A 23,414-nucleotide genomic window follows, 5' to 3' on the forward strand; every position below is an offset into this window, starting at 1 on the left:
GAAACAATAGAAAGATATGAGAGTAATTCTCAACAAAAAGAGCCAGAGGCATAGTACCTCTGGCTCTTCACTATTCACTTTTCGCTTTTAAAAAGTTTTTCTGTTGAGCTTACTTGTTGCGGCGCGCTTTTACTGCATCAGAAAGCTGACGAAGTACCGTTTCCGTATCTTCCCAACCAATACATGCATCAGTAATCGACTGACCATAAGTGGCTGCTTTACCATCCACTAAGTCTTGGCGACCTTCAACTAAATGAGACTCGATCATCACTCCAAAAATGGCTTCTTCGCCAGCAGAGATTTGCTCGGATACATCATCAGACACCAGCATTTGACGCTTGAACTGCTTCGAGCTGTTAGCATGGCTAAAATCAATCATCACTTTTTTCGGCAGACCTGCAGTGTCCAGCTCATCTTTAATTTGAGCTACATGTGCTGCACTGTAGTTTGGTTCTTTACCGCCACGTAGAATAATATGGCAGTCTGGATTACCAGCGGTTTCTACGATCGCGGAATGACCGTATTTTGTTACTGAAAGGAAGTGATGGGAAGCGCTTGCAGAACGAATCGCGTCGCTCGCTATTTTAATATTCCCGTCTGTACCGTTTTTGAAACCTACAGGACAAGAAAGACCAGAAGCTAGCTCGCGGTGAACCTGAGATTCTGTCGTACGAGCACCGATAGCGCCCCAACTGATCAAATCCGCCACGTACTGAGGTGTGATCATATCTAAGAATTCACTTGCCGTTGGCAAGCCCATATCGGTTAGATCAAGAAGAAGTTTACGTCCGATACGTAGACCATCATTTAGCTTATAGGTGTCATTTAAGTAAGGGTCATTGATAAGGCCTTTCCAACCAACGGTCGTACGCGGCTTTTCAAAATAAACTCGCATAACAACCTCAAGCTGCTCGCCCAGTTCATCACGTAGTACTTTTAGCTTTTTACCGTACTCAACCGCAGCAGCCGGATCGTGAATAGAACACGGGCCAACGATCACGAGTAATCGATCGTCTTTTCCTTCAAGAATATTGTGAATGGCGTTACGGCAATCAAAAGTGGTCGAAGAAGCGGTTTCAGTCGCTGGGAACTTCTCTAATACTGCAACAGGTGGCAATAACTCTTTTACTCTATTTATTCTTACATCATCAGTTTGAAACATTACTTCTACTTCCTGGTTTTATTTCCGACCCCATTTTTACCAACTGAACTCATTGCAACATTGTTCACAAAGCGAGCAGCATCAAGGGCTGTGGTCATTTTCTGTCTAGCGTTTAAGTAACTTATCGGCTTAGGCGTAGACTTGCAATCAGTTTTTGCAAATAAATGCAAATAAAAACCACCTGTTAACCACCGCGCACAATGTAAAGTAAAGTTTACGAAAAAAAGTTCAAAATAATCATCAATTTTCTTATGCACCAAAAAATCTTTACTACAATGTAAGAAATATCAGAAGTTTGTGAGGTATTTTTGGGTAGTAAATGTTGATCAAGTTCAAATATATTGTTGCTTGATATGAAATGATTAGAATATTAAACTAATTTCTTATAAACGCTGGTTTTTTCTAATTTTTTGATAAAACGAAGTAGAAGTTAATATGCAATCAATACAAGGAAACATTATGAACAAAGTAGCAATTGCAGTAGCAGCAGTGGTAGCTGGTAGTAGCGCGCTTTTAAACTCTGCTCAAGCTGAAATGTACATCGGGGGCAAAGTGGGCATGACTACACTTGACGACGCTTGCTATCTAAATAGCCCTTGTGATGATGAAGCGTTCGGTGCAGGACTACATATCGGTTATGACTTTACCGATATCATCGGGCTAGAGTACGGCGTAGACTTCTTAGGCGACTATGAAGGAAACTCTAGGTCAGGGGCTAATACGATTAATACGATTGACGGCAATCTAACGGCTTTAACACTTGCACCTAAATTCAACTGGCACTTAAACGACTCTTGGAATCTATTTGCTAAGATCGGTGGTGCTTACATGATGTCTGATGACGAAACAGACTTTGTCCCAACAGGTTCTTTGGGTGCTGAATACTCGATCGATAGAAACTGGAGTGTTCGCGCTGAATACCAACGTTACCAAGACATGTCTGACGACGTGTGGGACGACATGGATGCTAACTTCTTTGGTATCGGTGTTAACTACAAATTCGCAGCAGCTCCAGTTGTTGCAGCAGTTGTAACGGAAGAAGTGATCGAGCCAGATCCAGAACCAGTGATGATGAGCAAGGTGCACAAAGAAGAGTACGGTACAGGTACGTTTGAATTCGATAGTGCTAAGTTAACAGAGTCCGTTTCTGAACGTCTGGACAACTTTGTTTCATTCTTGAACGAATATCCTCAAGCTCAAGTAGAGATTACTGGTTACACGGATAGCTCAGGCCCTGCGGCATACAACCAAAAACTGTCTGAGCGTCGTGCTCAATCTGTTGCTGATTACCTAACCGCAGCTGGCATTGGTTCAGATCGTTTGACAGTTAAAGGTATGGGTGAAGAAAACCCAGTTGCTGACAACAGCACTCGCGAAGGTCGTGAGAAAAACCGTCGCGTAGAAGTTGTGGTACCTTCATTTGAATACCAAGAGCTAGTTCAACCAGAATAAGCATCTATGATTCATGATCGATGATGTGGTAAAAATTAATGGGGTGCATTTGCACCCCATTTTGATCTCATATTAAGGGATATTGCCACTATGGTTTTGGGAAAAAGATCAACTCATTATCTTGCACCATCACGCAATCCATACCAGCTGCATGCGCCGCTCGCTTCCCCAACTCAGTATCCTCGAACACAAGACACTGTGACGCCTCCAAGTCGAGTTGTTCCGCGGCCACCAAAAAGGTATCTGGAAAGGGTTTATGGCTCTCTACATCACTCGCGGTTACTACAACATCCAACTTGTCTAATAAACCTGCATGGCTTAATAAGCGCATGGCACTTTCTCGTTGGCTGCCAGTCCCGACTGCAATTTTCTTATGGCCTAAATATTCCTCTAACACGATGTTCGTGCAAGGAATAACGTCACCATGAAGCTCCATAGCAGCGAATGTTTCCATTTTAAATGTCGCGACAGTTTTAGGATCTAACGAAAGCTCATGCACACGATTTAGTTCCTCAACAATTTTAAAGCTCGGCATCCCTCCCAAACTGTGAAACCATTCTTGGCAAAACGGAAAATCAAAACGCTCAGCAGTTGCTTGCCAAGCTGCCAAGTGGGCTGGCATGGTATCGATTAGAGTACCATCCATATCAAATATGAATCCCTCATAGGGTCTAAAATCAATCGTGCTCATGTCTTTTCTTCTATTTGTGCATCTGTAATGTTAATTTATCAGCTCTTTCAATCGTCCTTACCGGCATTTACTTATCATGCTCAAAATTTCGAACTCCGTCACAATTCAAGAGTGGGAAATTCAATTATCCCCAATTAGAGCTCAAGGAAATGGTGGCCAGAACGTTAACAAGGTAGCGTCCGCTATACACCTGCGCTTTGATATCCGGCATTCAAGCTTACCTGACTTTTACAAAGAGCGATTACTTGCACTTTCTGATAGTCGTATAAGTAAAGATGGCGTGATCATCATCAAAGCGCAACAATTTCGGACACAAGAACAAAATAAGGAAGACGCCCTAAATCGGCTTCAAGCATTGATAAAAGCTGCCGCTTTACAGGAGAAGAAGCGTATTAAAACGAAACCAACCCGCGCTTCTCAACGCCGACGACTTGATACAAAAAACAAGCACGGAGCGAAAAAACAGCAACGTAAAAAAGTGCTGTATTAGTGCATGTCGTTTTCTCGACATGTTAGTTGAACAACGTTTGCTAGCCCTTGGAAATCTCATTGGATTTCTCTTTTTAGTTACTTATTCAGGAAACAACAATATGACTATTAGGCAAAAACTCTACTTCCTCGGAGTTATCGCCATTTTAGGCATCGTGGCCCTTTTGGGTACGTCATCCCATTTTGAAAATAAGAGCAATGATCTTAATCACGCCATCAAACTCGTTGGTGATCTAGAAATACGCTTACTCAACTTACGCAGAAATGAAAAAGATTTCCTACTACGTAGTAATGACAAATATCTAAATAAGTTTGACGCCAATGTTGACAAGTTTATAGACACAGAAAAAGAGCTTGCGAACATACTCAAGAGTAATGAATTACCTTCCAGTCAACAATTTAAGCAAGACTTGCTCGCATACCAAAGGGGCTTTCAGAACCTGGTCAGCGCTTACCAACGATACGGGCTTGATTCAAAGAGTGGGCTTCTCGCTGGTTACGAACAAGCACTATTAGAAGCAAAACAACGTTCAGACCACCAGCAGTTATTGGCATTAGTCCGTTTTGACTCTGCGGTAAAAGCAGGACTATTCAATAGTGACTTGCTTGAGGGGCAATATGCTCCTGAGCTTATCAAAACAGGTAAGCAATTGGCGGCCCAAAAGCAAGTTGTTGGGGTTGCTTATGACAAAGGCCTACTCGGTGAAACTCGCGCATTATCTCATGCCGTAGAAGAGCAATTTGAAACCTTTTCCACAGCCCTTAGCTCTGCTGCCGCACAACGTGATGAACAAATGTCGACCATCAAGCAGGTCATTACAGCTCTGATCTTAGTCGTTATTTTCGCATTGATTTGGCAAATTTCACGTTCAATCAACACGCGAGTGAATAGCTTACTTGGCACCATTCGAAGTATCAGCGAAACGAACAACATGGGACTTCGATCTGATTTGAAAGGTCAAGACGAGCTATTTGATATCAGTCATCACCTCAATGACCTATTGGATAAGCTTGAGCATCTAATTAGTAGTACCCAAGAAAAATCGGCGCAACTCACTGCAAGTACCGATAATATGCATCGTGAGTTAGAAGGCGTTATGGAGCAATTCCACACGCAAACTGACCACACAGCATCAATGGCGACGGCAGTTCAGCAAATGGTTGCCACAATAGGTGAAATCTCTGAAAGCACATCAGTTGCGGTAGAAGGCGTACATCAGGCAGCGAATAATGCCGAACAAGGTCGAGGAGTTGTTGAGGCGACGGTAACCAACATCGGTCAACTAACCACGATTTTATCAAACAGCCAGCAGTCGATTGGCTCGCTGAATCAGCATGTAGATAAAATTGGTGGTGCCGTGAACATAATCCAAGAAATAGCAGAGCAAACCAACCTACTAGCTCTCAACGCAGCAATTGAAGCCGCGCGAGCAGGCGAACAAGGCCGCGGGTTTGCAGTTGTCGCCGATGAAGTACGTGCCCTAGCTAGCCGAACTCATCAATCCACTGAGGAAATCACGCGGGTCGTTGCAGATATTCAAACTCAAATGTCTACAGTTGTTGCTGATATTGATCAATGTAACGATCAAGGGCAACAAACACTTAATGCTTCTGAAAAACTGGATTCTAGCCTACAGCAGATCATCACTGACATGCATTCAATTCAAGGTAATTCGGAGCGCATAGCTTCAGCAATTGAAGAACAAGGTATCGTTATGAACCAAGTTAGCGGTTCAATCACCGAGCTAAACGCAATATCTGAGAATAACATGCAATCCGCTCAGGAATGCTTGCATGAAGTGAACTCTGTCTCTGCTCAAGCTCATGATATGGATGAAGCCGTTGCACAATTCAAAACTGCGCTAAAATAACCCTTTTCAAAATAGAAAGCCCGAAGCAATCATTGCTTCGGGCTTTTTTTCAATTGTCACTTCGTGCTTACTGCGCACTTCGGATGTGATTATTCATCATCAAGAGGAACCAGCTTGGTGTTGCCGCCATGAACTTTCTCACGCTGTCTTTGCACCAGAGCGTAGAAGCCTGGGATCAAGAATGTACCTGCTAGAAGCACACACAATAGACCACCAATCAGCGACACGCCGAGTGAGTTTTGACTCACGTGCCCCGCGCCAGCGGCAAAGATAAGCGGGAAGATACCCAGGATAAATGACCAAGATGTCATATTCACAGCGCGGAAACGTAACGTGCCTCCTTTAACCGCTGCACTATCGATATCAGCATCTTTTTCTTCACGCTCTTGCTTGGCGAACTCCACAATCAAAATTGCGTTTTTCGCCGCCAAGGCTATGAGCAAGACAAGACCAATTTGGGCATACAAGTTAAGCGGCGTGCCAGTTAGATTTAACGCAAGGAAGGAACCTAACGTGGCTACTGGGACCACCAAAATAATAGCCAGTGGAATACTCCAACTTTCATACTGAGCCACCATAAACAAGTAAATGAAGATCAAAGCCAGCGCAAACGCATAAATGGCTTGGTTACCCGCGAGCACTTCCTGATAAGCCATACCTGTCCATTCATACGTGTACCCTTGCGGAAGAACTTCAGCAGCAACGCGTTCCATTGCGGCAATCGCATCACCACTAGAGTAACCCGGAGCTGGTTGGCCTTGAATGATAGCACTGCGGTACATGTTGTAACGCCATGCCACATCAGGCTCAAACACTTGCTCGTAGCTCACTAGCGTACTTAACGGAACCATATCACCGTTCGAAGAACGAACATGGAAACGCTCTAGATCTTCCATGCTGCTACGGTGCTGGCTATCAGCTTGCATGGTTACGCGGAAGTTCTTACCAAACATGGTGAAGTCATTCACATAAAGCGAACCTAAGTTGCCTTGCAAGGTTTGGAAAATAGACGACAGCGAAATACCTAATTGCTGCGCTTTCTCACGATCGATATCAACGTAGTAGTGCGGAACATTCGCGCGGAACGTGCTAAACGTGTAGGCAATTTCAGGCGCTTGGTTAGCCGCTTGGATCATTTCTCCCATGACCATCGACAAATCGGTACGACTTCGCCCTAGCGTGTCTTCAAGCACAAACTCAAAACCAGACGCAGCGCCCATACCAGGAACCGCCGGTGGTCCCATCGCAAAAACAACCGCTTGAGGTAGCTCTGTCGCCGCTCGACCGTTAATACGTGCCGCGATAGCATTAGCAGAGTGCTCTCCTTGCAGCGAGTTACGAGTATCCCAGTCATGCAATTTGATAAATACAGAAGCACCGTTTGATGCTGCTGCGCCTGTCATAAACGAGTAACCGTTCGCAACCGTCACACCATCCACACCAGGTTCTTCACCGATCATTTTCATTAAATCATTGGTGACTTCTTCAGTACGTGATAAAGAGGCTGAATCTGGTAGCTGTACGTTAACCAGCAAAATGCCTTTATCTTCTTGAGGAACAAACGCTGTAGAGGTGGTTTTCGCAAAGAAAGTGACCGCTGCGATAGCAACTATAAAGAACGTCACGAGCAGTAAAGACTTCTTCACCAAGAAACCAGCGATCTGGCCATAACGCGTAGTGATGCGCTCTAAGCCTCGGTTGAAAGCCTGGAACCAGTTAGCGGTATTGCCCCCACCCTGCTTCAATACCAGAGAACAAAGTGCTGGAGACAGCGTCAATGCATTGATGGATGAAATAACAACCGAAATACAGATGGTCAAAGCGAACTGGCGATACATGATACCGGTGATACCTGGCAGCATGGCGACGGGTATGAATACCGCAAGTAGAACCAAGGTCGACGTGATGATTGGTCCCGTTACTTCTTTCATCGCTAGCAACGTCGCTTTACGCGGTGAAATGGTTGGGTCTTTCGCCATGGTAGTATCGACGTTTTCGATAACCAGAATCGCATCGTCCACCACGATACCAATCGCAAGGATCAAGCCAAACAAAGTAACCGTATTAATGGTGAAGCCCGTTGCCTGCATGATGGCAAACGTACCAATCAGAGAAACGGGGATCGCGACAACAGGAATCAACGTTGCACGCGCACTACCCAAGAACAAGTAAGTTACAGCGATCACCAATAGAATCGCTTCAATCAGTGTTTTTACTACCCCTTTGATCGATTCAGATACGAACACGGTTGTATCGTAGCTGGTCTCGTATTCCATTCCCTCTGGGAAGTTTTTGCTCAAGCCCTCAAGGAGCTCCATGACGGCCTGACCACTTTCTAACGCATTCGCATCCGATTGAAGAGACAACGCAACGATTGACGCGTCCTGGCCACGGAACTTACCGTTACCATCGTAGAACTTTTTGCCTAGTTCAACGCGAGCAACATCTTTCAGATAAACCGTAGATCCATTGGGATTAGCTCGAAGGACTACGTTCTCAAACTCACTCACGCTTTCCAAGCGACCTTTGGTCACAAGGTTAAACTGAACTTCTTGCGGATTGTTGTATGGTGCTGCACCTACACGCCCTGCCGCAACTTGAACGTTCTGTTCAGCCAAAGCGGCGTATACGTCTGACGTGGTTAGCTTAAGGTTGGCCATTTTTTCAGGATCTAACCAAACACGCATTGCATATTCGCCACCACCAATCACGTTAACTTCACTGATACCTTTCGCACGAGCCAACTGATCTTTTACATTCAAGTTAATGTAGTTAATCAAGAACTGATCATCGTATTTGCCATCAGGTGAATAGAAGTTAAGTACCATCAGCAAGTCAGGTGAACGCTTTTTCACCGTCACACCAACCATGCGAACTTCTTGAGGCAATTTTGACTCAATCTGTGACACGCGGTTTTGCACGTTAACTTGCGCCATATCTGGGTCGGTGCCGACATCGAACGTGACGTTTAGGCTGTAAGAGCCATCGTTCGCGCTCTTTGAAGACATGTATATCATATCCTCAACGCCGTTGACTGAGGTCTCTATGGGGTCCGCAATGGCCTGCTCGACAACTTCCGCACTCGCGCCAGTGTAGTAAGCCGAAACGCTTACTGATGGCGGGCTTATCTGTGGATACTCAGCCACTGGCAAAATCGCCAGTGAGATCGCGCCGGCTAGCGTTAATATGATCGAAATAACCAGCGCGAATTTAGGTCTCTGAATAAAGAAACGACTTAACATAGTGCCCCCTACTGCTTATCTTCAGCAGGTGCTTGAAGGCGCACTTCTACACCATTACGCACACGTTGTAGGCCTTGTGTAATAACCGTATCTTCCTGATCGAGCCCTTCTCGAATGATAATGCCTTGTTCAACCTGAGGGCCAAGCTCGACGTTACGACGCTCTGCCACACTTCCCTCAGCCATCACCATCACAAAGTCACCTTCTAAGTCAGTCTGTACGGCACGTCGTGGGATAACAATAACGTCTTTCGTGTTCTTATCTCTCAAGTTCACTTTGATGTGTTGACCCGGAAGTAACTTCTGCTCTGGGTTTGGCACTAGCGCGCGCATAGCAATCGTACCCGTTTTGGTGTCAATACGATTACCTAAGAAATCAAGCTTACCAAGATGCTCAAAAAACTGTCCATTTTCCAGTTCAAGCTGAACTTCAACGCGGTTTGATTCAGCCGAGCCATCACCTTTTACTTGATCCATACCCATAGCTAAACGCTCACGCTCACTCACACTAAATGAGGTATGAACTGGATCTAAACTCACCAGAGTTGTCAGCACGCCAGATGACGGAGAAACCAGATCACCCGTACTCACTTTGGTATCACTAATACGTCCGCTAAAAGGTGCTCGGATTTGAGTATAGGAAAGGTTAACTTCAGCAAGTTTAAGTTGAGCATTTGCCGCTTCTAGCTCTGCTCTCGCACCAAGAAGTGCCGCAGTTAAAGCATCAAACTCAGATTGAGAGATACTACCGCGAGGTAACAAGTTTTTACCTCGAGTATGATCTAATTCGGCTTTTTTTAGCGCCGCTTTAGCTTGTGCAAGTGCGGCTTTAGCACTCGCGACTTGGGCTTCAAAAGAAGATGGCTCGATAGAGTAAAGGAGCTGCCCTTTTTCTACCATTTGCCCCTCTTCAAAGTGACGAGCTTTTAAGTAGCCAGAAATCTGCGCGGTAATATTGGTATCTTCTACTGCTTCAATGCGACCGATATAAGACTTGCTCGGTTGGTAGTCGATAACCGTGACATCCTGAGTCACTACGAGAGGCGCTTGACCTTTCGTTTGGGCATTATTAGCTTCCCCGCATCCAGCGAGGATTGCTGTAGCCGCCATTAGTGCGACAAGTGGTTTCTTTTGCATGTATTTACCGTCTTTATAGAACAGGATATTGTTGAATTCCTATCAACCTTACTCCTTGCTGCCACTGAAAACTTCACTGAAAAGCGCCCAAGGTGTTTCTAAATGTAAACATGAGAAACAAAAGGAAAATAAAGTAATTTAGTTAACAGTGGTATTCAATGAGCAATATACATACAACTCAATCATAACTATTTAATATACGCCTTAGGAGATCGCGAATTTTAGCGTGTGCTTGGAAACACTAACGGGAGTATTGTATTCGGGCGTAAAGTGAGATTCAGTGCTCAAGATAAGAACGTTTTGTGGCTAAAAAGGTAAAAAGTGACGCCTTCATACTCAAGACCCCGATTTTGACTATTTTTTTAATATAAATGGGTTATCATTCAATTAATTCAACGCCTTCGACAGAGAGGATGACTATGATTTCTAAATGGGCGAAACGCTTTTACCAGATGGCAGAACTAGTGGCGTCTTGGAGTAAGGACCCATCAACACAAGTCGGTGCCGTTATTACTAAACAGAATCGCATTGTATCTGTTGGATTTAATGGCTATCCGCATGGTGTTTCTGACAGTGTCGACACCGATGAGCGCGAGTTGAAATACCTTAAAACACTGCACGCGGAAGAGAACGCAATTTTGTTCTCAAAACGTGACTTAGACGGATGTGATATTTGGGTAACGCATTTTCCTTGCCCTAACTGCGCGGCAAAGATCATTCAAACAGGGATCTCACACGTACACTGCCCTGAGCAGTCTGAAGACTTTTTATCTCGCTGGGGAGATAAAATCCAAGTCAGTCAAGATATGTTCGATCAAGCGGGTGTGAAAGTCGACTGGTTACCGCTAGAAGACATTGAAATTGAAGACAAAGACGTGCGCTAGTATCCCATCTTAATATTTAAATAGCCCAGAGAGATCTGGGCTATTTTGTTATTAAATCTGCAAGAGGTCTCGACGTAGTCTTTTAACTGTGTTTTTTCGCTGTGAGCTCAGCAATTTTGACAATAACGAGTACTGATTTTTCCATCATTTCAACAGAAATAAACTCATGAATTCCGTGGAAGTTAAAACCACCGGTGAAGATATTCGGGCACGGCAAACCCATAAAAGATAAACGAGCGCCATCTGTACCACCACGAATAGGTTTTATAATCGGTTCCACATCACACGCTTCCATCGCTTGCTTCGCCAACTCAATGATATGAGGGTAAGGCTCAACCATTTCTCTCATATTGTAATAGCTGTCTTTTATTTTTAGCTCTACAGAACCATGGCGTAAACCCGTGTTCATTTCATCGACGAGTTTCTGCATAAAGGCTTTTCGCTCCTCAAGCCTTTGACGGTCAAAGTCTCTAATAATGTAACCTAGCTCGCTTCGTGCAACGCCCATTTCTGCCGATTTTAAATGGAAGAACCCTTCGTAACCTTCTGTTGTTTCCGGAGTTTGATCTTGGGGCATTTGAACTTGAAATTTCGCAGCCAAGTTCATCGCATTGACCATTTTGCCTTTTGCAGTACCTGGATAAACGCTAACACCATGAAAAATTACATCAGCGTTTGCTGCATTAAAGTTTTCGTATTCCAATTCACCTTGCGGGCCACCATCTATAGTGTATGCCCATTTCGCGCCAAATTTCTTAACATCAAACAAATCTGCACCACGACCGATTTCTTCATCCGGAGTAAAGCCGATACAAATGTCGCCGTGTGGAATGTCTGGGTTTTCCAGTAGTAGAGCTACCGCGGAAAGAATCTCTGCGATACCGGCTTTGTTATCCGCGCCAAGTAATGTAGTGCCATCGGTAGTAATAAGATTGTGGCCATGTAGGTGATGTAAATCTGGGTATTGCACGGGAGATAACACTTCATCCCCCAACCCTAATGCAATATCGCCACCCTGGTAATCTTCGATGAATTGCGGCTTTACGTTTTTGCCAGATGCATCCGGCGCGGTATCCATATGGGCAATGAAGCCGATAGGAGGAACCTCATAATCAACATTGGCTGGCAGTTTAGCCATCAAGTAGCCATTTTTATCCAAAGTCACGTCACTTAAGCCAAGTTCGAGCATCTCTTTTTTAAGTAACTCAGCAAACACAAGCTGGCCAGGTGAACTTGGGCAAAGCGTCACATGTGGATTTGATTGGGTATCAAACGTGACGTATCGAAGAAATCTTTCAACTAAATGTTTCATATTTATTCTCATTGTTTTGTACGATGAGGCCTTATCACGCATTGATAAGCTGACGTTGCCTCATCAAACCTCACGCTATGTTACGCTCTTAGCTCAATAAGAATTTGCTTTGAATCATTTTTTGATAAGAAAGGCTTTTGCGCTTTGCTTTCGCTCATTGAAGCATGAATTTAATCTAAAAGTTCCTCAGCCAGTACTCGCCACTCTTTAACCTTTTCACGAAAATGACGCCATTGCTTATCGGTCATCGAACGAGAAACATCTAATGTCAGTTGATCAACCAATGCAAAGTTAGAGTCAATATTCAGAGAAAGCTGCTCACTATAATAACTCTCTGGCTCGAACAAGAGTCGCATAAATATATCTTGATAAGTCACAACATTAGATTTGTTGTCGAACAAGTATTCGAGCTCTTGATATACCGTGGCTCGATAATCTCTCCATAAAGGGCTGTTTAAAATAACTTGCTGAGAAAATCTTTGAGCTAATTGACGCTGATTTCCTGATAGATTCCCTAGCCATTCTTCCATCCACTCTTCAGTGTTATCCAGAATAATTTCACGCACTTCGTCTTCTGTCTTATCGGCATATTTTGCGTTTCGCTCTTGATAATGTTCTTGTACATTACTCAAAAACTCGCGTTCTTGCTCTTTCGTTAATTGCAAACTTAACGCAAAAAGATCTGGTGCTGCTTTGCTGACCACTCTATCGTAATGCGCTCGCATTCTATCTCGATTTTGTTGTAAGTAATTTAAGGTGATATCGCTCGCTTTTAATCTCTCAAGGTCTTTTAGATGTTCGATATATAATGGTAACTCCTCTTTCTTGTGCCAGTCTGCCAACAGTAATAAGCGCTCTTCCACTAGGACTTCTTGTTCCCCTTGCAACGAGATATAGTCCTCTAAGTAATCGAGCACGAACCAATCGATATTGCTGTATAAAAACTTTTTCGCACAACCGGCAAGCAGAAATACGAAACAAAATAGAAGGCCATAACGAAGCGCCTTATTAGATACATCCTTTAATTTAGTCACTTATTCGTATTCCCTTTTCTGTTGATTAAGTTCTATACTCAACCTGTATCACTTAGTATTGCGGCAAACTTACACCAGTGTGACAAATATTGATTGCCACCTTAATAATATATAGAGTTTGAAATTAACTTTTTGATCACAGCTATCCGCAAAAAAGTGAGTTAGAGCGCAATTATCGGCTAAAAAACGTACCGAACGACGCTCCCTATAACGGCATATAATTTGCATGGATGTTTTTTGGATGGTTTATGGAGGCGAAGTATGGCAGCCGCTGAGCAACTTGATACCAGTGTAGAATATGAGATTCGATATTTTGAACAGGGGAAAATGCACTGCATGAGAGTCATTGCTGAAAGCAAAAAAGTGGCTTATCAGTACTATTTGGAGTGTGGTAAGCACAACAGTGACTTGTACTCTATTCGCCCAGACAAGTAAAAAAACCGCCTAACAGGCGGTTTTTTTATTCGTCAGAATCAATATAACTGTTTGATTTTATTTATTATTACAGATTCAAATCCAACAATGTTATTTGATGTCGCCAAAGCGCTCAAGATAAAGGACGGTTGCTGCAGTACGAGAAGGAACTTGAAGCTTTTTAAGTAAACTCTTCATATGTACTTTAACCGTAGACTCAGAGATAAAAAGACGATCGGCAATTTGCTTGTTGCGGAAACCTCTTGCCACCTCTCTTAAGATCTGCGATTCACGATCGGTCAGTGTATCAAACACGTCCTCTTGCTCTGAACGTTCACTCAAATACTTAGAAACTTCTTGGCTGTATGCCTTGTCCCCTTGGTGCGCTTGTTTTAGCAACTCAACCAACTCATCGGGCTCAGTGTCTTTCAATAAATAGCCATCGGCACCACTTCGAACTATTGCTTCGATATCTGCTGGGCTATCTGAAACGGTTAGAATGACAATTCTGGCTTCACAGCCATCTGCACGCAGTGCTTGCAAAGTATCAAGGCCAGACATGCCTTTCATATTAAGATCAAGAAGTACAAGATCCAGTTCTAGCTCATGCGCTTTCGCTACTGCATCCGCGCCATTACTTGCTTCTGCAATAACCTCAAACTCAGGCTCAAAGCTTAAAAGCTGGTGGATACCTCTTCGCATGAGTGGATGATCATCCACCAGCATTACTTTACACACTGTCACAGTTTACTTCCTTACTATGTTGGAATTCTAATTTTACGGTACAACCTTTGTTTATCGATGCTTCGATGTGAAGATCGGCATGCAGTCTAGCGGCCCGCTCTTGCATGATACTCATACCGTAATGATTTAATTTTTCGTCTTGATGTTCAAAGCCTATTCCATCGTCGCTAACGGTTACTGTGACTTTTCCATCATTATCGAGACATTGAATGTGAATATTATCTGCTTGCGCATGTTTGATAGCATTAATTGCCGCTTCTCTTATCAACTGTAGTAAATGAACCTGCTGATGTGCATCCAGTTCAGTTGATGAAAGTCTATTTTTTAGCGTAATGTCCGCAGCAGTTTGTTCACTGAGCGTTTCAACCATGTCTTGCAATGCTTGGCCAAAACTGCCCTCTTTAATCGTAAGACGAAACGTCGTCAGTAACTCGCGTAACTGCGTATAAGCGGCAGATAAGCCCGTATCTAGCTCGGCAATAACTTGATTAGCCTGCGCGATCGCCTTTTCGTCAGGCAAGTTCTTTACGCTTCTCTTCAACAAAGCGACCTGAATTTTTAAGTAAGAGAGTGCTTGAGCCAATGAATCATGCAACTCCCGAGCAATAGTGGCTCGCTCTTCCATCAGCAGAATTTGTTCTGCTTGGCGCTGCGCCCGATTGTAATACACGGCGCGTGATAAAATCTGCACGAAGTTGTCAATAAGAGCCTCGTTCGGACAAGGTAACCCTGCTTTCCAATATAAATAGCCCAAGTGCTCACCATCTAGCATCAGGGCTTTACCGTGGCAATCTTCATCACAATCTTGGCAGCATTCTTCTCCTTCCATCAATATCCAGCTCGGTTCTCCCAGCTGCTCGATTTCAAGTTTGACCGCTTTAATGCCCTCAAGACTGACGATATGCTGCAAAATCGCCTGGAAATTGTCTTGATTAATACGCGACGCCGTGAGTTCTTTTGACGAGTCATACAGCACCTCTAAAGACTGGTTGGCATGCTGCAATTTACGTGTTTTCTCATCAACCGCTTGTTCTAATCCTCGGTACAACTTACCAAGGTCTGTCGCCATCCGATTAAAGGTTCGAGTCAGTATTCCCATTTCATTATCGCTGGATACATTGAGCGATATATTAAATGAGCGATTTTTAATTTGCTCGCTAGCAAAAACTAAAGCACGCAGAGGCCGAACAACTTCGAGGCGCACAAAATGAACGACAAACATACTGACACAAAGAATGCCACCCAACCCTAACCCGCCGATCCAGGCTAAGTTAATCAGTTTTTGCTCCGAAAAGCTTTGTAGCTTAAATACAAACTCATCGATTTGTTCAACAAAACCGGCCACTAGGAGTTGATATTCTGCCGGGTTGTCTCCTCTAAGCACCGCCTTGAGTTCATGCCATCTGATAATAAGACGGTAGTAATCGTGAGTGATGTCTTCTGGCACAGACCAATGCTGAAGCGCTTTCATTGAAGGTGAATATATCGAATTTTCAAATGCGTCAATATGTGAAGAATAGTCAACAGATTTAACCTGAATATCATTCGCTAGACGGTAGCTTTGCATTCGCATCGAGCCAGCAACATTGACGGCTTCAGCATCGTTCAAACTGGACGCTAACGTAAAAATCGCAAAACCAGTCGTAGCAACTGAGAGCAGCAAAATAAGAAGCATTGCGGACGCAATCGTGCGCGTCACCGACTTTTTCACATTTTTAAACAATCTGAGTTCCTCGCCCATTAACAATCCTATTTGTACGTGCAATGAACCCATTACCTTTCAACTTTATCAATATGTGATCACCTGCGACGGAATTTATTGATCCAAAACAATATTGCATACCATTTACCCCCTAAGAGGTATTTATACAAATATGTCAAAAACTACAATTTCGTTAGTTTAAATGACAGTTTATTAATGAAAATTGTGGACTATGCTTAGTTTGGGTTCCAAGTTTCGAGGTGACTAAGTGGTAGACCTTTCCAGAAGAAGACTCTTTGCAAGAAAAGCGCACCCCGACAACGCCGTACGTTTGCCTTGGTTAACTAAACCGCAACAGTTTACGGACGATTGCACTCGCTGCGGTAAATGCATTGAGGCCTGTGAAACAAAGATTATAACCAAAAGTGATGGCGGATTCCCCTCGGTCGATTTTTCCATCGATGAATGCACATTTTGCTATCAATGTGCAAACGCCTGTCCTGAGCCCCTTTTCTTGCCAGAAACAGAACAACCTTGGCAAGCAAAAGCAAGTATCAACGATAACTGCTTAGCAAAACAAAATGTCGAATGCCGAAGTTGTGGGGATATGTGCGACCCGATGGCAATTCAGTTCAAATTAGAACTGGGGAAAGTAGCACAACCCAATTTAGACCTTGATGAGTGTAACGGCTGCGGCGCCTGTGTTTCAGTGTGCCCGACTTCATCCATCAATGTGAGCAATACAACAGCCTAAGCCGAATGTCGTCGGCCAAAGGCAATAAAAATAAATGAGAGAGCTATATGTCACTAAATGAAGTGCATATTTCAAGTTTGGTAGTACATGTGCTGCCGGAACATTTGGACGAAATCAAACAAAAGATAGAAGCACACGAAAATGCGGAAATCTATGGTGACAGTCCTGAAGGCAAGATTATCGTCGTACTTGAAACTGAGAACCAAGGTTTCATCACAGACACTATCGATGCCATTAACAATTTACCGAACGTCTTAAGCACGGTATTGGTTTATCACCAAATCGAAACTGGGCTTGAAGAAACGGATGAAGAAGACACTGGAACACAACATTCCCAAATCGAGGGTGAAGTATGAAAATGACAAGACGTGCGTTTGTGAAAGCAAACGCGGCTGCATCAGCTGCTGCTGTCGCAGGTGTGACACTACCAGCATCTGCAGCCAACCTGATTGCAAGCTCTGATCAAACCAAAATCACATGGGACAAAGCACCTTGTCGTTTCTGTGGTACAGGCTGTTCTGTTCTTGTTGGCACTCAAAACGGCAAAGTGGTAGCAACACAGGGTGACCCAGAAGCACCAGTAAACAAAGGTCTGAACTGCATCAAAGGTTACTTCCTTTCTAAGATCATGTACGGTCAAGACCGTCTAACTCAACCGATGCTACGAATGAAAGATGGCAAATTCCACAAAGATGGTGAATTTACACCTATCTCTTGGGATGACGCTTTCGACATCATGGCTGAGAAATGGAAAGCTTCCCTCGAGAAAAAAGGCCCAACAAGCGTAGGTATGTTTGGCTCAGGCCAATGGACAGTAATGGAAGGCTACGCTGCGTCAAAGTTAATGAAAGCAGGCTTCCGATCAAACAACATTGATCCAAACGCTCGTCACTGTATGGCTTCTGCCGTTGTAGGTTTCATGCGCGCATTCGGTATCGATGAGCCAATGGGTTGTTACGATGACTTTGAGAACGCAGACGCTTTCGTTCTTTGGGGCTCAAACATGGCAGAGATGCACCCGGTTCTATGGACTCGCATTACTGACCGCCGCCTAAGCCACCCTCACGTTAAAGTGAACGTGCTTTCTACTTACTACCATCGTTCATTTGAGTTGGCAGACCACGGCTACATTTTCAATCCTCAGTCTGACCTTGCAATTGCTAACTTCATCGCAAACTACATCATCGAAAACGATGCAGTAAACTGGGACTTCGTGAACAAACACACGAACTTCACTCAAGCAGACACTGACATCGGCTACGGTCTACGTGACGATGATCCGCTACAAAAAGCAGCGAAGAACCCGAACTCTGGCAAACTCACTTCTATCTCATTCGAAGAGTACAAGAAATCAGTAGCGCCATACACAGTAGAAAAAGCATCTGAAATCTCTGGTGTTGAGAAAGAGAAGCTTATCGAGCTTGCGAAGCAATACGCGGATCCAAACACGAAAGTGATGTCTCTATGGACGATGGGTATGAACCAGCATACTCGTGGTGTATGGATGAATAACTTGGTTTACAACATCCACCTACTAACCGGTAAGATCTCGACTCCGGGGAACAGCCCATTCTCACTAACGGGCCAACCATCAGCATGTGGTACCGCTCGTGAGGTTGGTACGTTTGCTCACCGCCTACCAGCGGACATGGTGGTTGCTAACCCTAAACACCGTAAGATTGCAGAAGACATCTGGAAACTGCCAGAAGGTACGATTCCACCAAAACCTGGCTTCCACGCCGTATTGCAAGACCGTATGCTGAATGACGGCGTTCTGAACTGTTACTGGGTTCAATGTAACAACAACATGCAAGCCGGTCCAAACATCAACACAGAGCGTCTTCCAGGTTACCGCAACCCAGAAAACTTCATCGTTGTGTCTGACCCATACCCGACAGCAACAGCACAAGCAGCAGACCTTATTCTTCCTACCGCTATGTGGATTGAAAAAGAAGGTGCTTACGGTAACGCAGAGCGTCGTACCCAAGCTTGGTACCAACAAGTGGGCACAGTCGGTCAAGCAAAATCCGACCTGTGGCAGCTAATGGAGTTCTCGAAACGCTTCAAAATGGAAGAAGTGTGGCCTGAAGAGCTTCTAGCGAAAGCGCCTCAATACCGTGGTAAAACAATGTACGACGTACTTTACCGCAATGGTAACGTCGACAAATTCCCTATCGAAGAAGCTCGTGAACTGAATGACGATGCTCACCACTTCGGTTTCTATGTTCAAAAAGGTCTGTTTGAGGAATACGCAACATTTGGCCGTGGTCACGGTCATGATTTGGCTCCATACGACCGCTACCACCAAGTACGTGGTCTACGTTGGCCTGTTGTTGATGGTAAGGAAACACAGTGGCGCTTTAAAGAAGGTTCAGACCCATACGCGAAAGAAGGTTCTGGTTGGGACTTCTACGGCAATGCTGATGGCAAAGCGAAGATCATTTCCGCGCCATACGAAGCGCCACCAGAAGTACCGAACGATGAATTTGATATGTGGTTATGTACTGGTCGTGTTCTTGAGCATTGGCACACAGGCACCATGACTCGTCGTGTACCTGAATTATACAAAGCAGTACCAGACGCAGTGTGTTACATGCACCCAGAAGACGCAAAAGCACGCAATGTTCGTCGTGGTGAAGAAGTACTCATGGCAAACAAACGCGGTGAAGTACGCGTTCGTGTTGAAACTCGCGGTCGTAACCGTCCGCCAAAAGGCTTGGTATTCGTACCGTTCTTTGATGCACGTATTTTGATTAACAAGCTTATCCTAGATGCGACTGATCCACTGTCTAAACAGACAGACTTTAAGAAGTGCCCAGTCAAAATCACTAAGATTGCTTAACCTTCAGATACTGAATGCTACGGCCGTCATTATGGCGGCCTAATAAAGAATTTAAGCCATAAAGGCGGAGATGAAATGATGAAAAAATTACTTGTCGCAGTTTTATCTGTAGGTGCGTTAGTGACAGGCATTGCGCAAGCTGAGTTGGATAATCCTGGTGGTATTGGTGGTCTAGAATCTTTACGTGGAATGTCTCAATTGGAAGATACGCGTCCAGCAGACGAGTTCAAAGACTTCCCTAAAGATCAAATTGTTGAAGACAGCTATGTTTATCAACCACCGTTGATCCCACACAGTATTCGTCACTACGAAATTTCGTTAAATGCTAACAAGTGTCTTGCATGCCATAGCTGGAAAAATGCAAAAGAGTCAGGTGCGACTAAAATTAGCGTAACGCACTATGTAAACAGAGAAGATGCGGTACTGGCAGATATGTCTCCACGTCGTTACTTCTGTTTGCAATGTCACGTTCCACAAACGGATGCAAAACCACTAGTGGAAAACGAGTTTAAGGCAGTCGATTCGCTTCAGTAATTGAAACGCGAGTACTAAGAGGTTACTTATGAAAATACTTAAAGCGTTTTGGAAGAGACTGTCGAGCCCGAGTAAAGCTGCCGCTGGTGTGGTTTTATTTCTAGGCTTCGCTGGTGGCCTTCTATTTTGGGGCGCATTCAACACAGGTATGGAAGCAACCAACACAGAAGAATTCTGTTCTGGCTGTCACGCGCCGATCGTTGCTGAAATTCAAGAAACAATTCACTACTCCAACCGCTCTGGTGTTCGTGCGATTTGTTCAGACTGTCACGTTCCTCATGAATGGACGGATAAGATCGTTCGTAAAGTACAGGCATCTAAAGAGCTATTTGCACACTTCGTAACGAAGACGATCGATACGCCAGAGAAGTTCCAAGAGCGTCGTGGACACCTCGCAGAGCGAGAGTGGGCACGTATGAAGAAGAATGACTCTCTTGAATGTCGTAACTGTCATGAGTTTGATTTCATGGATTACTCTCAGCAAGGATCACGTGCGGCAGAACAACACTCCACCGCTCTAGCTTCAGGCGAGAAAACATGTGTAGACTGTCACAAAGGTATTGCGCACAAACTACCAGACATGAGCGGCGTTGAAGGCTGGCACTAAGGAGACTTACCATGAGTACATTAGAATCTGTAATTTGGCATATCCTTGGCTACAGTGCTATGCCAGTGATTATTCTTTCCGGCTTTGTGGCGGTAGCAGCAATCTCTCTCTGGCTGCTGTCATTTGGTAAGGATAAAGAGGTGTAACGTAACGCATCTCTACTCGTCAACTAGCCTATTTGTTGACACTGAGCGCCGAGCAAATGCTCGGCGCTTTTTATTTATTGCTCAATGGTACTGCCAACAATAAATAAACAAGCAATCATACATAAAAAAAGCGACCATAAAGGCCGCTAAGATTTACTGCTCTAGGGAGTTGTTTAAGATTCTTTTACTGGCAGAACCTGTTTGACGTATTGTCCTGGCGCTTCATCAATAACCGGATGGTTTTCTGAGCCAATAGGGAAAGGCTCAACTTGCTCTTTAGGGTTGAATTGGAGTAACCACTCGTTCCAGTGTGTCCACCACGATCCCTCTTTGTGTTCCGCGTTATTCAACCACTCATCAGCAGAGTCATCCAAATTATCGTTCAACCAATAACCATACTTATTTTTAGCTGGAGGGTTCACGATGCCCGCAATATGACCAGACTCACCGAGGACAAACGTTTTGTTACCACCCGTGTTCAGCGCACCACGGTAAGTTCCCTGCCATAACGCAATGTGGTCTTCTTTCGTTGACACAAAATAGCTAGGAATTTTGATCTTATTTAGATCAATCCATACTCCACCAATTTTGACGCCTTTATCTTGCACCAGCTTGTTCTCTAAATAGAGCTCGCGAAGCAAGAAATTGTGAGATGCAGCGCTGACGTTGGTGCTATCGCTATTCCAGTACAACAAGTCGAAATCAACCGGACTGTTACCCTTCAAGTAATTGTCGACGTAGTAGTTCCAGTACAAGCTGTTTTCACGCAGTAAACTAAACGTCACGCTTAAGGAACGGCCGTCCATATACCCTTTTGCGTTATTTTGCGCTTCAATTGCACTAACAATGGTGTCATTGATATACGCGCCGACTTCACCTGGTTGAGAGAAGTCGAGCAATGTGGTGAAGAAAGTGGCAGACTTAATGCGCTTCTTCATACGTTTTGCAGCGTAGTACGCAACCGTGCTTGCTAAAACAGTACCACCAATGCAATAACCAGCCGCATTGATTTGCTCTTGTCCTGTTATATCTTCAATTGCAGCGACGGCTTTCACTACGCCTTCTGTCACGTAGTCACCAAACTCTATGTGCGCTTGTGCCTTGCCTGGATTGCGCCAAGACATCATAAATACACTGTGCCCCTGCTCTAACAACCATCGAACCATTGAGTTCTTTGCCGTTAAATCAAGGATGTAGTATTTATTGATGAAAGGTGGGACGATGAGCAGCGGCGTCGCATTCACTTTCTCTGTTAGAGGTCGATATTGAATCAACTCAAACAATTCGTTTTGAAAAACCACATTGCCCTGTGTCGTCGCAACGTCATCGCCCACACGGAATGCATTGTTATTCGTCATACGAATTTTTAAAATGTCTGCGCTCGACTCAACGTCTTCTTTCAACTGCTCTAAGCCTGCCAGTAAGTTTTGACCGTTTTGCTCAAGTGTCAGCTTCAAAAGCTCTGGGTTAGTGGCGATGAAGTTGGAAGGAGAAAGGGCGTTAATGGCTTGGCGAGAGAAAAAAATAATACGTTCTTTCGTCTTTTCATCTAAGCCTTCCAAAGACTCGATGGTGTCCAGATAGGTCTTACTAAATAAAAGGTAGGATTGTTTGATGAAGCTATACATGGCTTCATTTTGCCACGCTTCGTTTGAGAAACGCTTATCCCCTTTTTCAGCTTCGACGATTTGTGCTTGGTTCCCTGCCAATGCAACATTCTGCCAAATTTGCAGCTGCTGTTCCCACCACTGTGCTTGCAGCTTTAAAATCGCAGCAGGCTGATTCGCAGCTTGTTCGAACAGTTTGGCAGTATCCTCAAAGTTCACTTCTTGCATGGCCTTGTTTAAAGGAGAGTTCACGACTGCCTTGTTCACTTCGAAATCATGCCACCACTGATGATTGGTTTCCTGAAGCTTCACAAGATAGTCCGAAAAGAAGTGTTGAAACATAGTCTTACTCCTATATTCGGAAAAAACAACGCCGCCCAAATCTAGGGGCGGCGAGAATCGGACAAATTACGCTGGAGTAACAGTCTTTAGATTTTCCGAAGTCATTTTCTCAACGTCTTCTTTGAACTCTTTTGCAATCGCTTGAAGCTTGTTGCTGTCATCCATCATTTGTTGAGAAAGTTTAGTAAGTACGCTTAGTTGCTGGCTGTTGAAAGCAGTCAATGACGTTACGTCTTTGATTTCTGTCGCTGCTTTCATCTGGTTTAGACCCACTTCACTGTATGTGCGAATGGCGTTCAATTGAAGCTCGGTCAACACTTCTACGTTTTTTGTCACTAGCTTGTTGAACTTCAAGTAAGGTTCTAGATTTTTTTCAGTTTGATCGCTAAATGTTTTGAAGAAATCTGTGTACATGGTTTGTCTCCTAGAGAAAGAATTAAAAATGTCCG

21 protein-coding genes are annotated in these 23,414 nt (G+C 44.2%); 11 read left to right on the top strand and 10 right to left on the bottom strand.

The genetic code is table 11. The annotated features are described in order from the left end of the window. Nucleotides 1–109 precede the first annotated feature (109 nt). A complete protein-coding gene (gene aroG, locus R7D93_RS09360) occupies nucleotides 110–1,162 on the bottom strand; it encodes a 3-deoxy-7-phosphoheptulonate synthase AroG (protein WP_017635200.1) in 1,053 nt (350 codons plus the stop codon). A gap of 459 nt (nucleotides 1,163–1,621) precedes the next feature. Between aroG and R7D93_RS09365 the strand changes: the two genes are divergently transcribed. After that, the gene (locus R7D93_RS09365) at nucleotides 1,622–2,614 is read left to right on the top strand and encodes an OmpA family protein (RefSeq protein WP_005373499.1); all 993 of its coding nucleotides are present in this window, start codon (nucleotides 1,622–1,624) and stop codon (nucleotides 2,612–2,614) included. Between the two features lie 88 nt (nucleotides 2,615–2,702). Here the strand turns inward: R7D93_RS09365 and R7D93_RS09370 are convergent, their stop codons facing one another. Next, on the bottom strand, nucleotides 2,703–3,305 hold the full coding sequence (locus R7D93_RS09370) for a beta-phosphoglucomutase family hydrolase (RefSeq protein WP_167416146.1): 603 nt from the start codon (nucleotides 3,303–3,305) through the stop codon (nucleotides 2,703–2,705). A gap of 76 nt (nucleotides 3,306–3,381) precedes the next feature. Between R7D93_RS09370 and arfB the strand changes: the two genes are divergently transcribed. Both arfB and R7D93_RS09380 read left to right on the top strand, forming a co-directional pair. Continuing rightward, nucleotides 3,382–3,795 carry an alternative ribosome rescue aminoacyl-tRNA hydrolase ArfB gene (gene arfB / locus R7D93_RS09375; RefSeq protein ID WP_017635196.1) on the top strand — a complete coding sequence of 138 codons (414 nt, stop codon included), beginning with the start codon at nucleotides 3,382–3,384 and terminating at the stop codon, nucleotides 3,793–3,795. Nucleotides 3,796–3,895: 100 nt separating this feature from the next. Further along, nucleotides 3,896–5,665 carry a methyl-accepting chemotaxis protein gene (locus R7D93_RS09380; RefSeq protein ID WP_025767924.1) on the top strand — a complete coding sequence of 590 codons (1,770 nt, stop codon included), beginning with the start codon at nucleotides 3,896–3,898 and terminating at the stop codon, nucleotides 5,663–5,665. A gap of 89 nt (nucleotides 5,666–5,754) precedes the next feature. Here R7D93_RS09380 and vmeZ read toward each other — a convergent pair whose 3' ends face one another. Both vmeZ and vmeY read right to left on the bottom strand, forming a co-directional pair. Further along, entirely contained in the window at nucleotides 5,755–8,907 is a 3,153-nt protein-coding gene (vmeZ, locus tag R7D93_RS09385) for a multidrug efflux RND transporter permease subunit VmeZ (protein WP_017635194.1), read from the bottom strand. Between the two features lie 8 nt (nucleotides 8,908–8,915). After that, on the bottom strand, nucleotides 8,916–10,043 hold the full coding sequence (vmeY, locus tag R7D93_RS09390) for a multidrug efflux RND transporter periplasmic adaptor subunit VmeY (protein ID WP_017635193.1): 1,128 nt from the start codon (nucleotides 10,041–10,043) through the stop codon (nucleotides 8,916–8,918). 419 nt (nucleotides 10,044–10,462) lie between these two features. Between vmeY and R7D93_RS09395 the strand changes: the two genes are divergently transcribed. Then, a complete protein-coding gene (locus R7D93_RS09395; protein WP_005373515.1) occupies nucleotides 10,463–10,927 on the top strand; it encodes a dCMP deaminase family protein in 465 nt (154 codons plus the stop codon). Between the two features lie 82 nt (nucleotides 10,928–11,009). Here the strand turns inward: R7D93_RS09395 and pepT are convergent, their stop codons facing one another. Further along, the gene (pepT, locus tag R7D93_RS09400; protein WP_225496401.1) at nucleotides 11,010–12,239 is read right to left on the bottom strand and encodes a peptidase T; all 1,230 of its coding nucleotides are present in this window, start codon (nucleotides 12,237–12,239) and stop codon (nucleotides 11,010–11,012) included. A 170-nt stretch (nucleotides 12,240–12,409) separates the two neighbouring features. Beyond that, nucleotides 12,410–13,273 (bottom strand): DUF6279 family lipoprotein, encoded by an 864-nt coding sequence (locus R7D93_RS09405; protein WP_130546372.1) that lies wholly within the window; start codon nucleotides 13,271–13,273, stop codon nucleotides 12,410–12,412. A gap of 261 nt (nucleotides 13,274–13,534) precedes the next feature. On the opposite strand from R7D93_RS09405, the gene R7D93_RS09410 reads away from it, so the two are divergent. Continuing rightward, complete coding sequence (locus tag R7D93_RS09410; RefSeq protein WP_005373524.1) at nucleotides 13,535–13,708, top strand: hypothetical protein; 174 nt, start codon at nucleotides 13,535–13,537, stop codon at nucleotides 13,706–13,708. A gap of 90 nt (nucleotides 13,709–13,798) precedes the next feature. Here the strand turns inward: R7D93_RS09410 and R7D93_RS09415 are convergent, their stop codons facing one another. Both R7D93_RS09415 and narQ read right to left on the bottom strand, forming a co-directional pair. After that, a complete protein-coding gene (locus R7D93_RS09415) occupies nucleotides 13,799–14,413 on the bottom strand; it encodes a response regulator (RefSeq protein ID WP_031777156.1) in 615 nt (204 codons plus the stop codon). 4 nt (nucleotides 14,414–14,417) lie between these two features. Next, nucleotides 14,418–16,154, bottom strand: coding sequence for a nitrate/nitrite two-component system sensor histidine kinase NarQ (gene narQ / locus R7D93_RS09420; protein ID WP_225496573.1), 1,737 nt, complete (start codon nucleotides 16,152–16,154; stop codon nucleotides 14,418–14,420). A gap of 247 nt (nucleotides 16,155–16,401) precedes the next feature. On the opposite strand from narQ, the gene napF reads away from it, so the two are divergent. The 6 genes from napF to R7D93_RS09450 all read left to right on the top strand — a co-directional run bounded on the left by napF (nucleotide 16,402) and on the right by R7D93_RS09450 (nucleotide 21,016). Next, entirely contained in the window at nucleotides 16,402–16,887 is a 486-nt protein-coding gene (gene napF / locus R7D93_RS09425; protein WP_005373529.1) for a ferredoxin-type protein NapF, read from the top strand. Between the two features lie 47 nt (nucleotides 16,888–16,934). Then, entirely contained in the window at nucleotides 16,935–17,243 is a 309-nt protein-coding gene (locus R7D93_RS09430) for a chaperone NapD (RefSeq protein WP_005373535.1), read from the top strand. Next, nucleotides 17,240–19,729 (top strand): periplasmic nitrate reductase subunit alpha, encoded by a 2,490-nt coding sequence (gene napA, locus R7D93_RS09435; RefSeq protein WP_005389060.1) that lies wholly within the window; start codon nucleotides 17,240–17,242, stop codon nucleotides 19,727–19,729. Before R7D93_RS09430 ends, napA begins: the two co-directional genes overlap by 4 nt. Before the next feature lie 78 nt (nucleotides 19,730–19,807). Next, nucleotides 19,808–20,263 (top strand): nitrate reductase cytochrome c-type subunit, encoded by a 456-nt coding sequence (locus R7D93_RS09440; RefSeq protein WP_005389061.1) that lies wholly within the window; start codon nucleotides 19,808–19,810, stop codon nucleotides 20,261–20,263. 28 nt (nucleotides 20,264–20,291) lie between these two features. After that, the gene (locus tag R7D93_RS09445) at nucleotides 20,292–20,870 is read left to right on the top strand and encodes a NapC/NirT family cytochrome c (RefSeq protein ID WP_005373542.1); all 579 of its coding nucleotides are present in this window, start codon (nucleotides 20,292–20,294) and stop codon (nucleotides 20,868–20,870) included. Between the two features lie 11 nt (nucleotides 20,871–20,881). Continuing rightward, the gene (locus tag R7D93_RS09450) at nucleotides 20,882–21,016 is read left to right on the top strand and encodes a TIGR02808 family protein (protein ID WP_005373546.1); all 135 of its coding nucleotides are present in this window, start codon (nucleotides 20,882–20,884) and stop codon (nucleotides 21,014–21,016) included. 173 nt (nucleotides 21,017–21,189) lie between these two features. Here R7D93_RS09450 and phaC read toward each other — a convergent pair whose 3' ends face one another. Together phaC and R7D93_RS09460 are read right to left on the bottom strand one after the other, a co-directional pair. Next, nucleotides 21,190–22,965 carry a class I poly(R)-hydroxyalkanoic acid synthase gene (gene phaC, locus R7D93_RS09455; RefSeq protein ID WP_017819891.1) on the bottom strand — a complete coding sequence of 592 codons (1,776 nt, stop codon included), beginning with the start codon at nucleotides 22,963–22,965 and terminating at the stop codon, nucleotides 21,190–21,192. 66 nt (nucleotides 22,966–23,031) lie between these two features. Beyond that, the gene (locus R7D93_RS09460; RefSeq protein ID WP_005373550.1) at nucleotides 23,032–23,379 is read right to left on the bottom strand and encodes a phasin family protein; all 348 of its coding nucleotides are present in this window, start codon (nucleotides 23,377–23,379) and stop codon (nucleotides 23,032–23,034) included. Between the last annotated feature and the right edge of the window lie 35 nt (nucleotides 23,380–23,414).

Origin of the sequence: Vibrio sp. YT-15 (genome assembly GCF_033337445.1) — a bacterium.
In the GTDB taxonomy this organism is placed as follows: domain Bacteria; phylum Pseudomonadota; class Gammaproteobacteria; order Enterobacterales; family Vibrionaceae; genus Vibrio; species Vibrio alginolyticus.

What these genes read in the sequence shown, in the direction of transcription:
- R7D93_RS09445 (WP_005373542.1), top strand. Translation starts at nt 20,292, where the DNA reads ATGAAAATACTTAAAGCGTTTTGGAAGAGACTGTCGAGCCCGAGTAAA.
- R7D93_RS09430 (WP_005373535.1), top strand. Translation starts at nt 16,935, where the DNA reads ATGTCACTAAATGAAGTGCATATTTCAAGTTTGGTAGTACATGTGCTG.
- aroG (WP_017635200.1), bottom strand. Translation starts at nt 1,162, where the DNA reads ATGTTTCAAACTGATGATGTAAGAATAAATAGAGTAAAAGAGTTATTG.
- R7D93_RS09440 (WP_005389061.1), top strand. Translation starts at nt 19,808, where the DNA reads ATGAAAAAATTACTTGTCGCAGTTTTATCTGTAGGTGCGTTAGTGACA.
- R7D93_RS09380 (WP_025767924.1), top strand. Translation starts at nt 3,896, where the DNA reads ATGACTATTAGGCAAAAACTCTACTTCCTCGGAGTTATCGCCATTTTA.
- R7D93_RS09395 (WP_005373515.1), top strand. Translation starts at nt 10,463, where the DNA reads ATGATTTCTAAATGGGCGAAACGCTTTTACCAGATGGCAGAACTAGTG.
- R7D93_RS09365 (WP_005373499.1), top strand. Translation starts at nt 1,622, where the DNA reads ATGAACAAAGTAGCAATTGCAGTAGCAGCAGTGGTAGCTGGTAGTAGC.
- pepT (WP_225496401.1), bottom strand. Translation starts at nt 12,239, where the DNA reads ATGAAACATTTAGTTGAAAGATTTCTTCGATACGTCACGTTTGATACC.
- R7D93_RS09460 (WP_005373550.1), bottom strand. Translation starts at nt 23,379, where the DNA reads ATGTACACAGATTTCTTCAAAACATTTAGCGATCAAACTGAAAAAAAT.
- R7D93_RS09410 (WP_005373524.1), top strand. Translation starts at nt 13,535, where the DNA reads ATGGCAGCCGCTGAGCAACTTGATACCAGTGTAGAATATGAGATTCGA.
- vmeY (WP_017635193.1), bottom strand. Translation starts at nt 10,043, where the DNA reads ATGCAAAAGAAACCACTTGTCGCACTAATGGCGGCTACAGCAATCCTC.
- phaC (WP_017819891.1), bottom strand. Translation starts at nt 22,965, where the DNA reads ATGTTTCAACACTTCTTTTCGGACTATCTTGTGAAGCTTCAGGAAACC.
- napA (WP_005389060.1), top strand. Translation starts at nt 17,240, where the DNA reads ATGAAAATGACAAGACGTGCGTTTGTGAAAGCAAACGCGGCTGCATCA.
- R7D93_RS09370 (WP_167416146.1), bottom strand. Translation starts at nt 3,305, where the DNA reads ATGAGCACGATTGATTTTAGACCCTATGAGGGATTCATATTTGATATG.
- R7D93_RS09415 (WP_031777156.1), bottom strand. Translation starts at nt 14,413, where the DNA reads ATGCTGGTGGATGATCATCCACTCATGCGAAGAGGTATCCACCAGCTT.
- R7D93_RS09450 (WP_005373546.1), top strand. Translation starts at nt 20,882, where the DNA reads ATGAGTACATTAGAATCTGTAATTTGGCATATCCTTGGCTACAGTGCT.
- arfB (WP_017635196.1), top strand. Translation starts at nt 3,382, where the DNA reads ATGCTCAAAATTTCGAACTCCGTCACAATTCAAGAGTGGGAAATTCAA.
- vmeZ (WP_017635194.1), bottom strand. Translation starts at nt 8,907, where the DNA reads ATGTTAAGTCGTTTCTTTATTCAGAGACCTAAATTCGCGCTGGTTATT.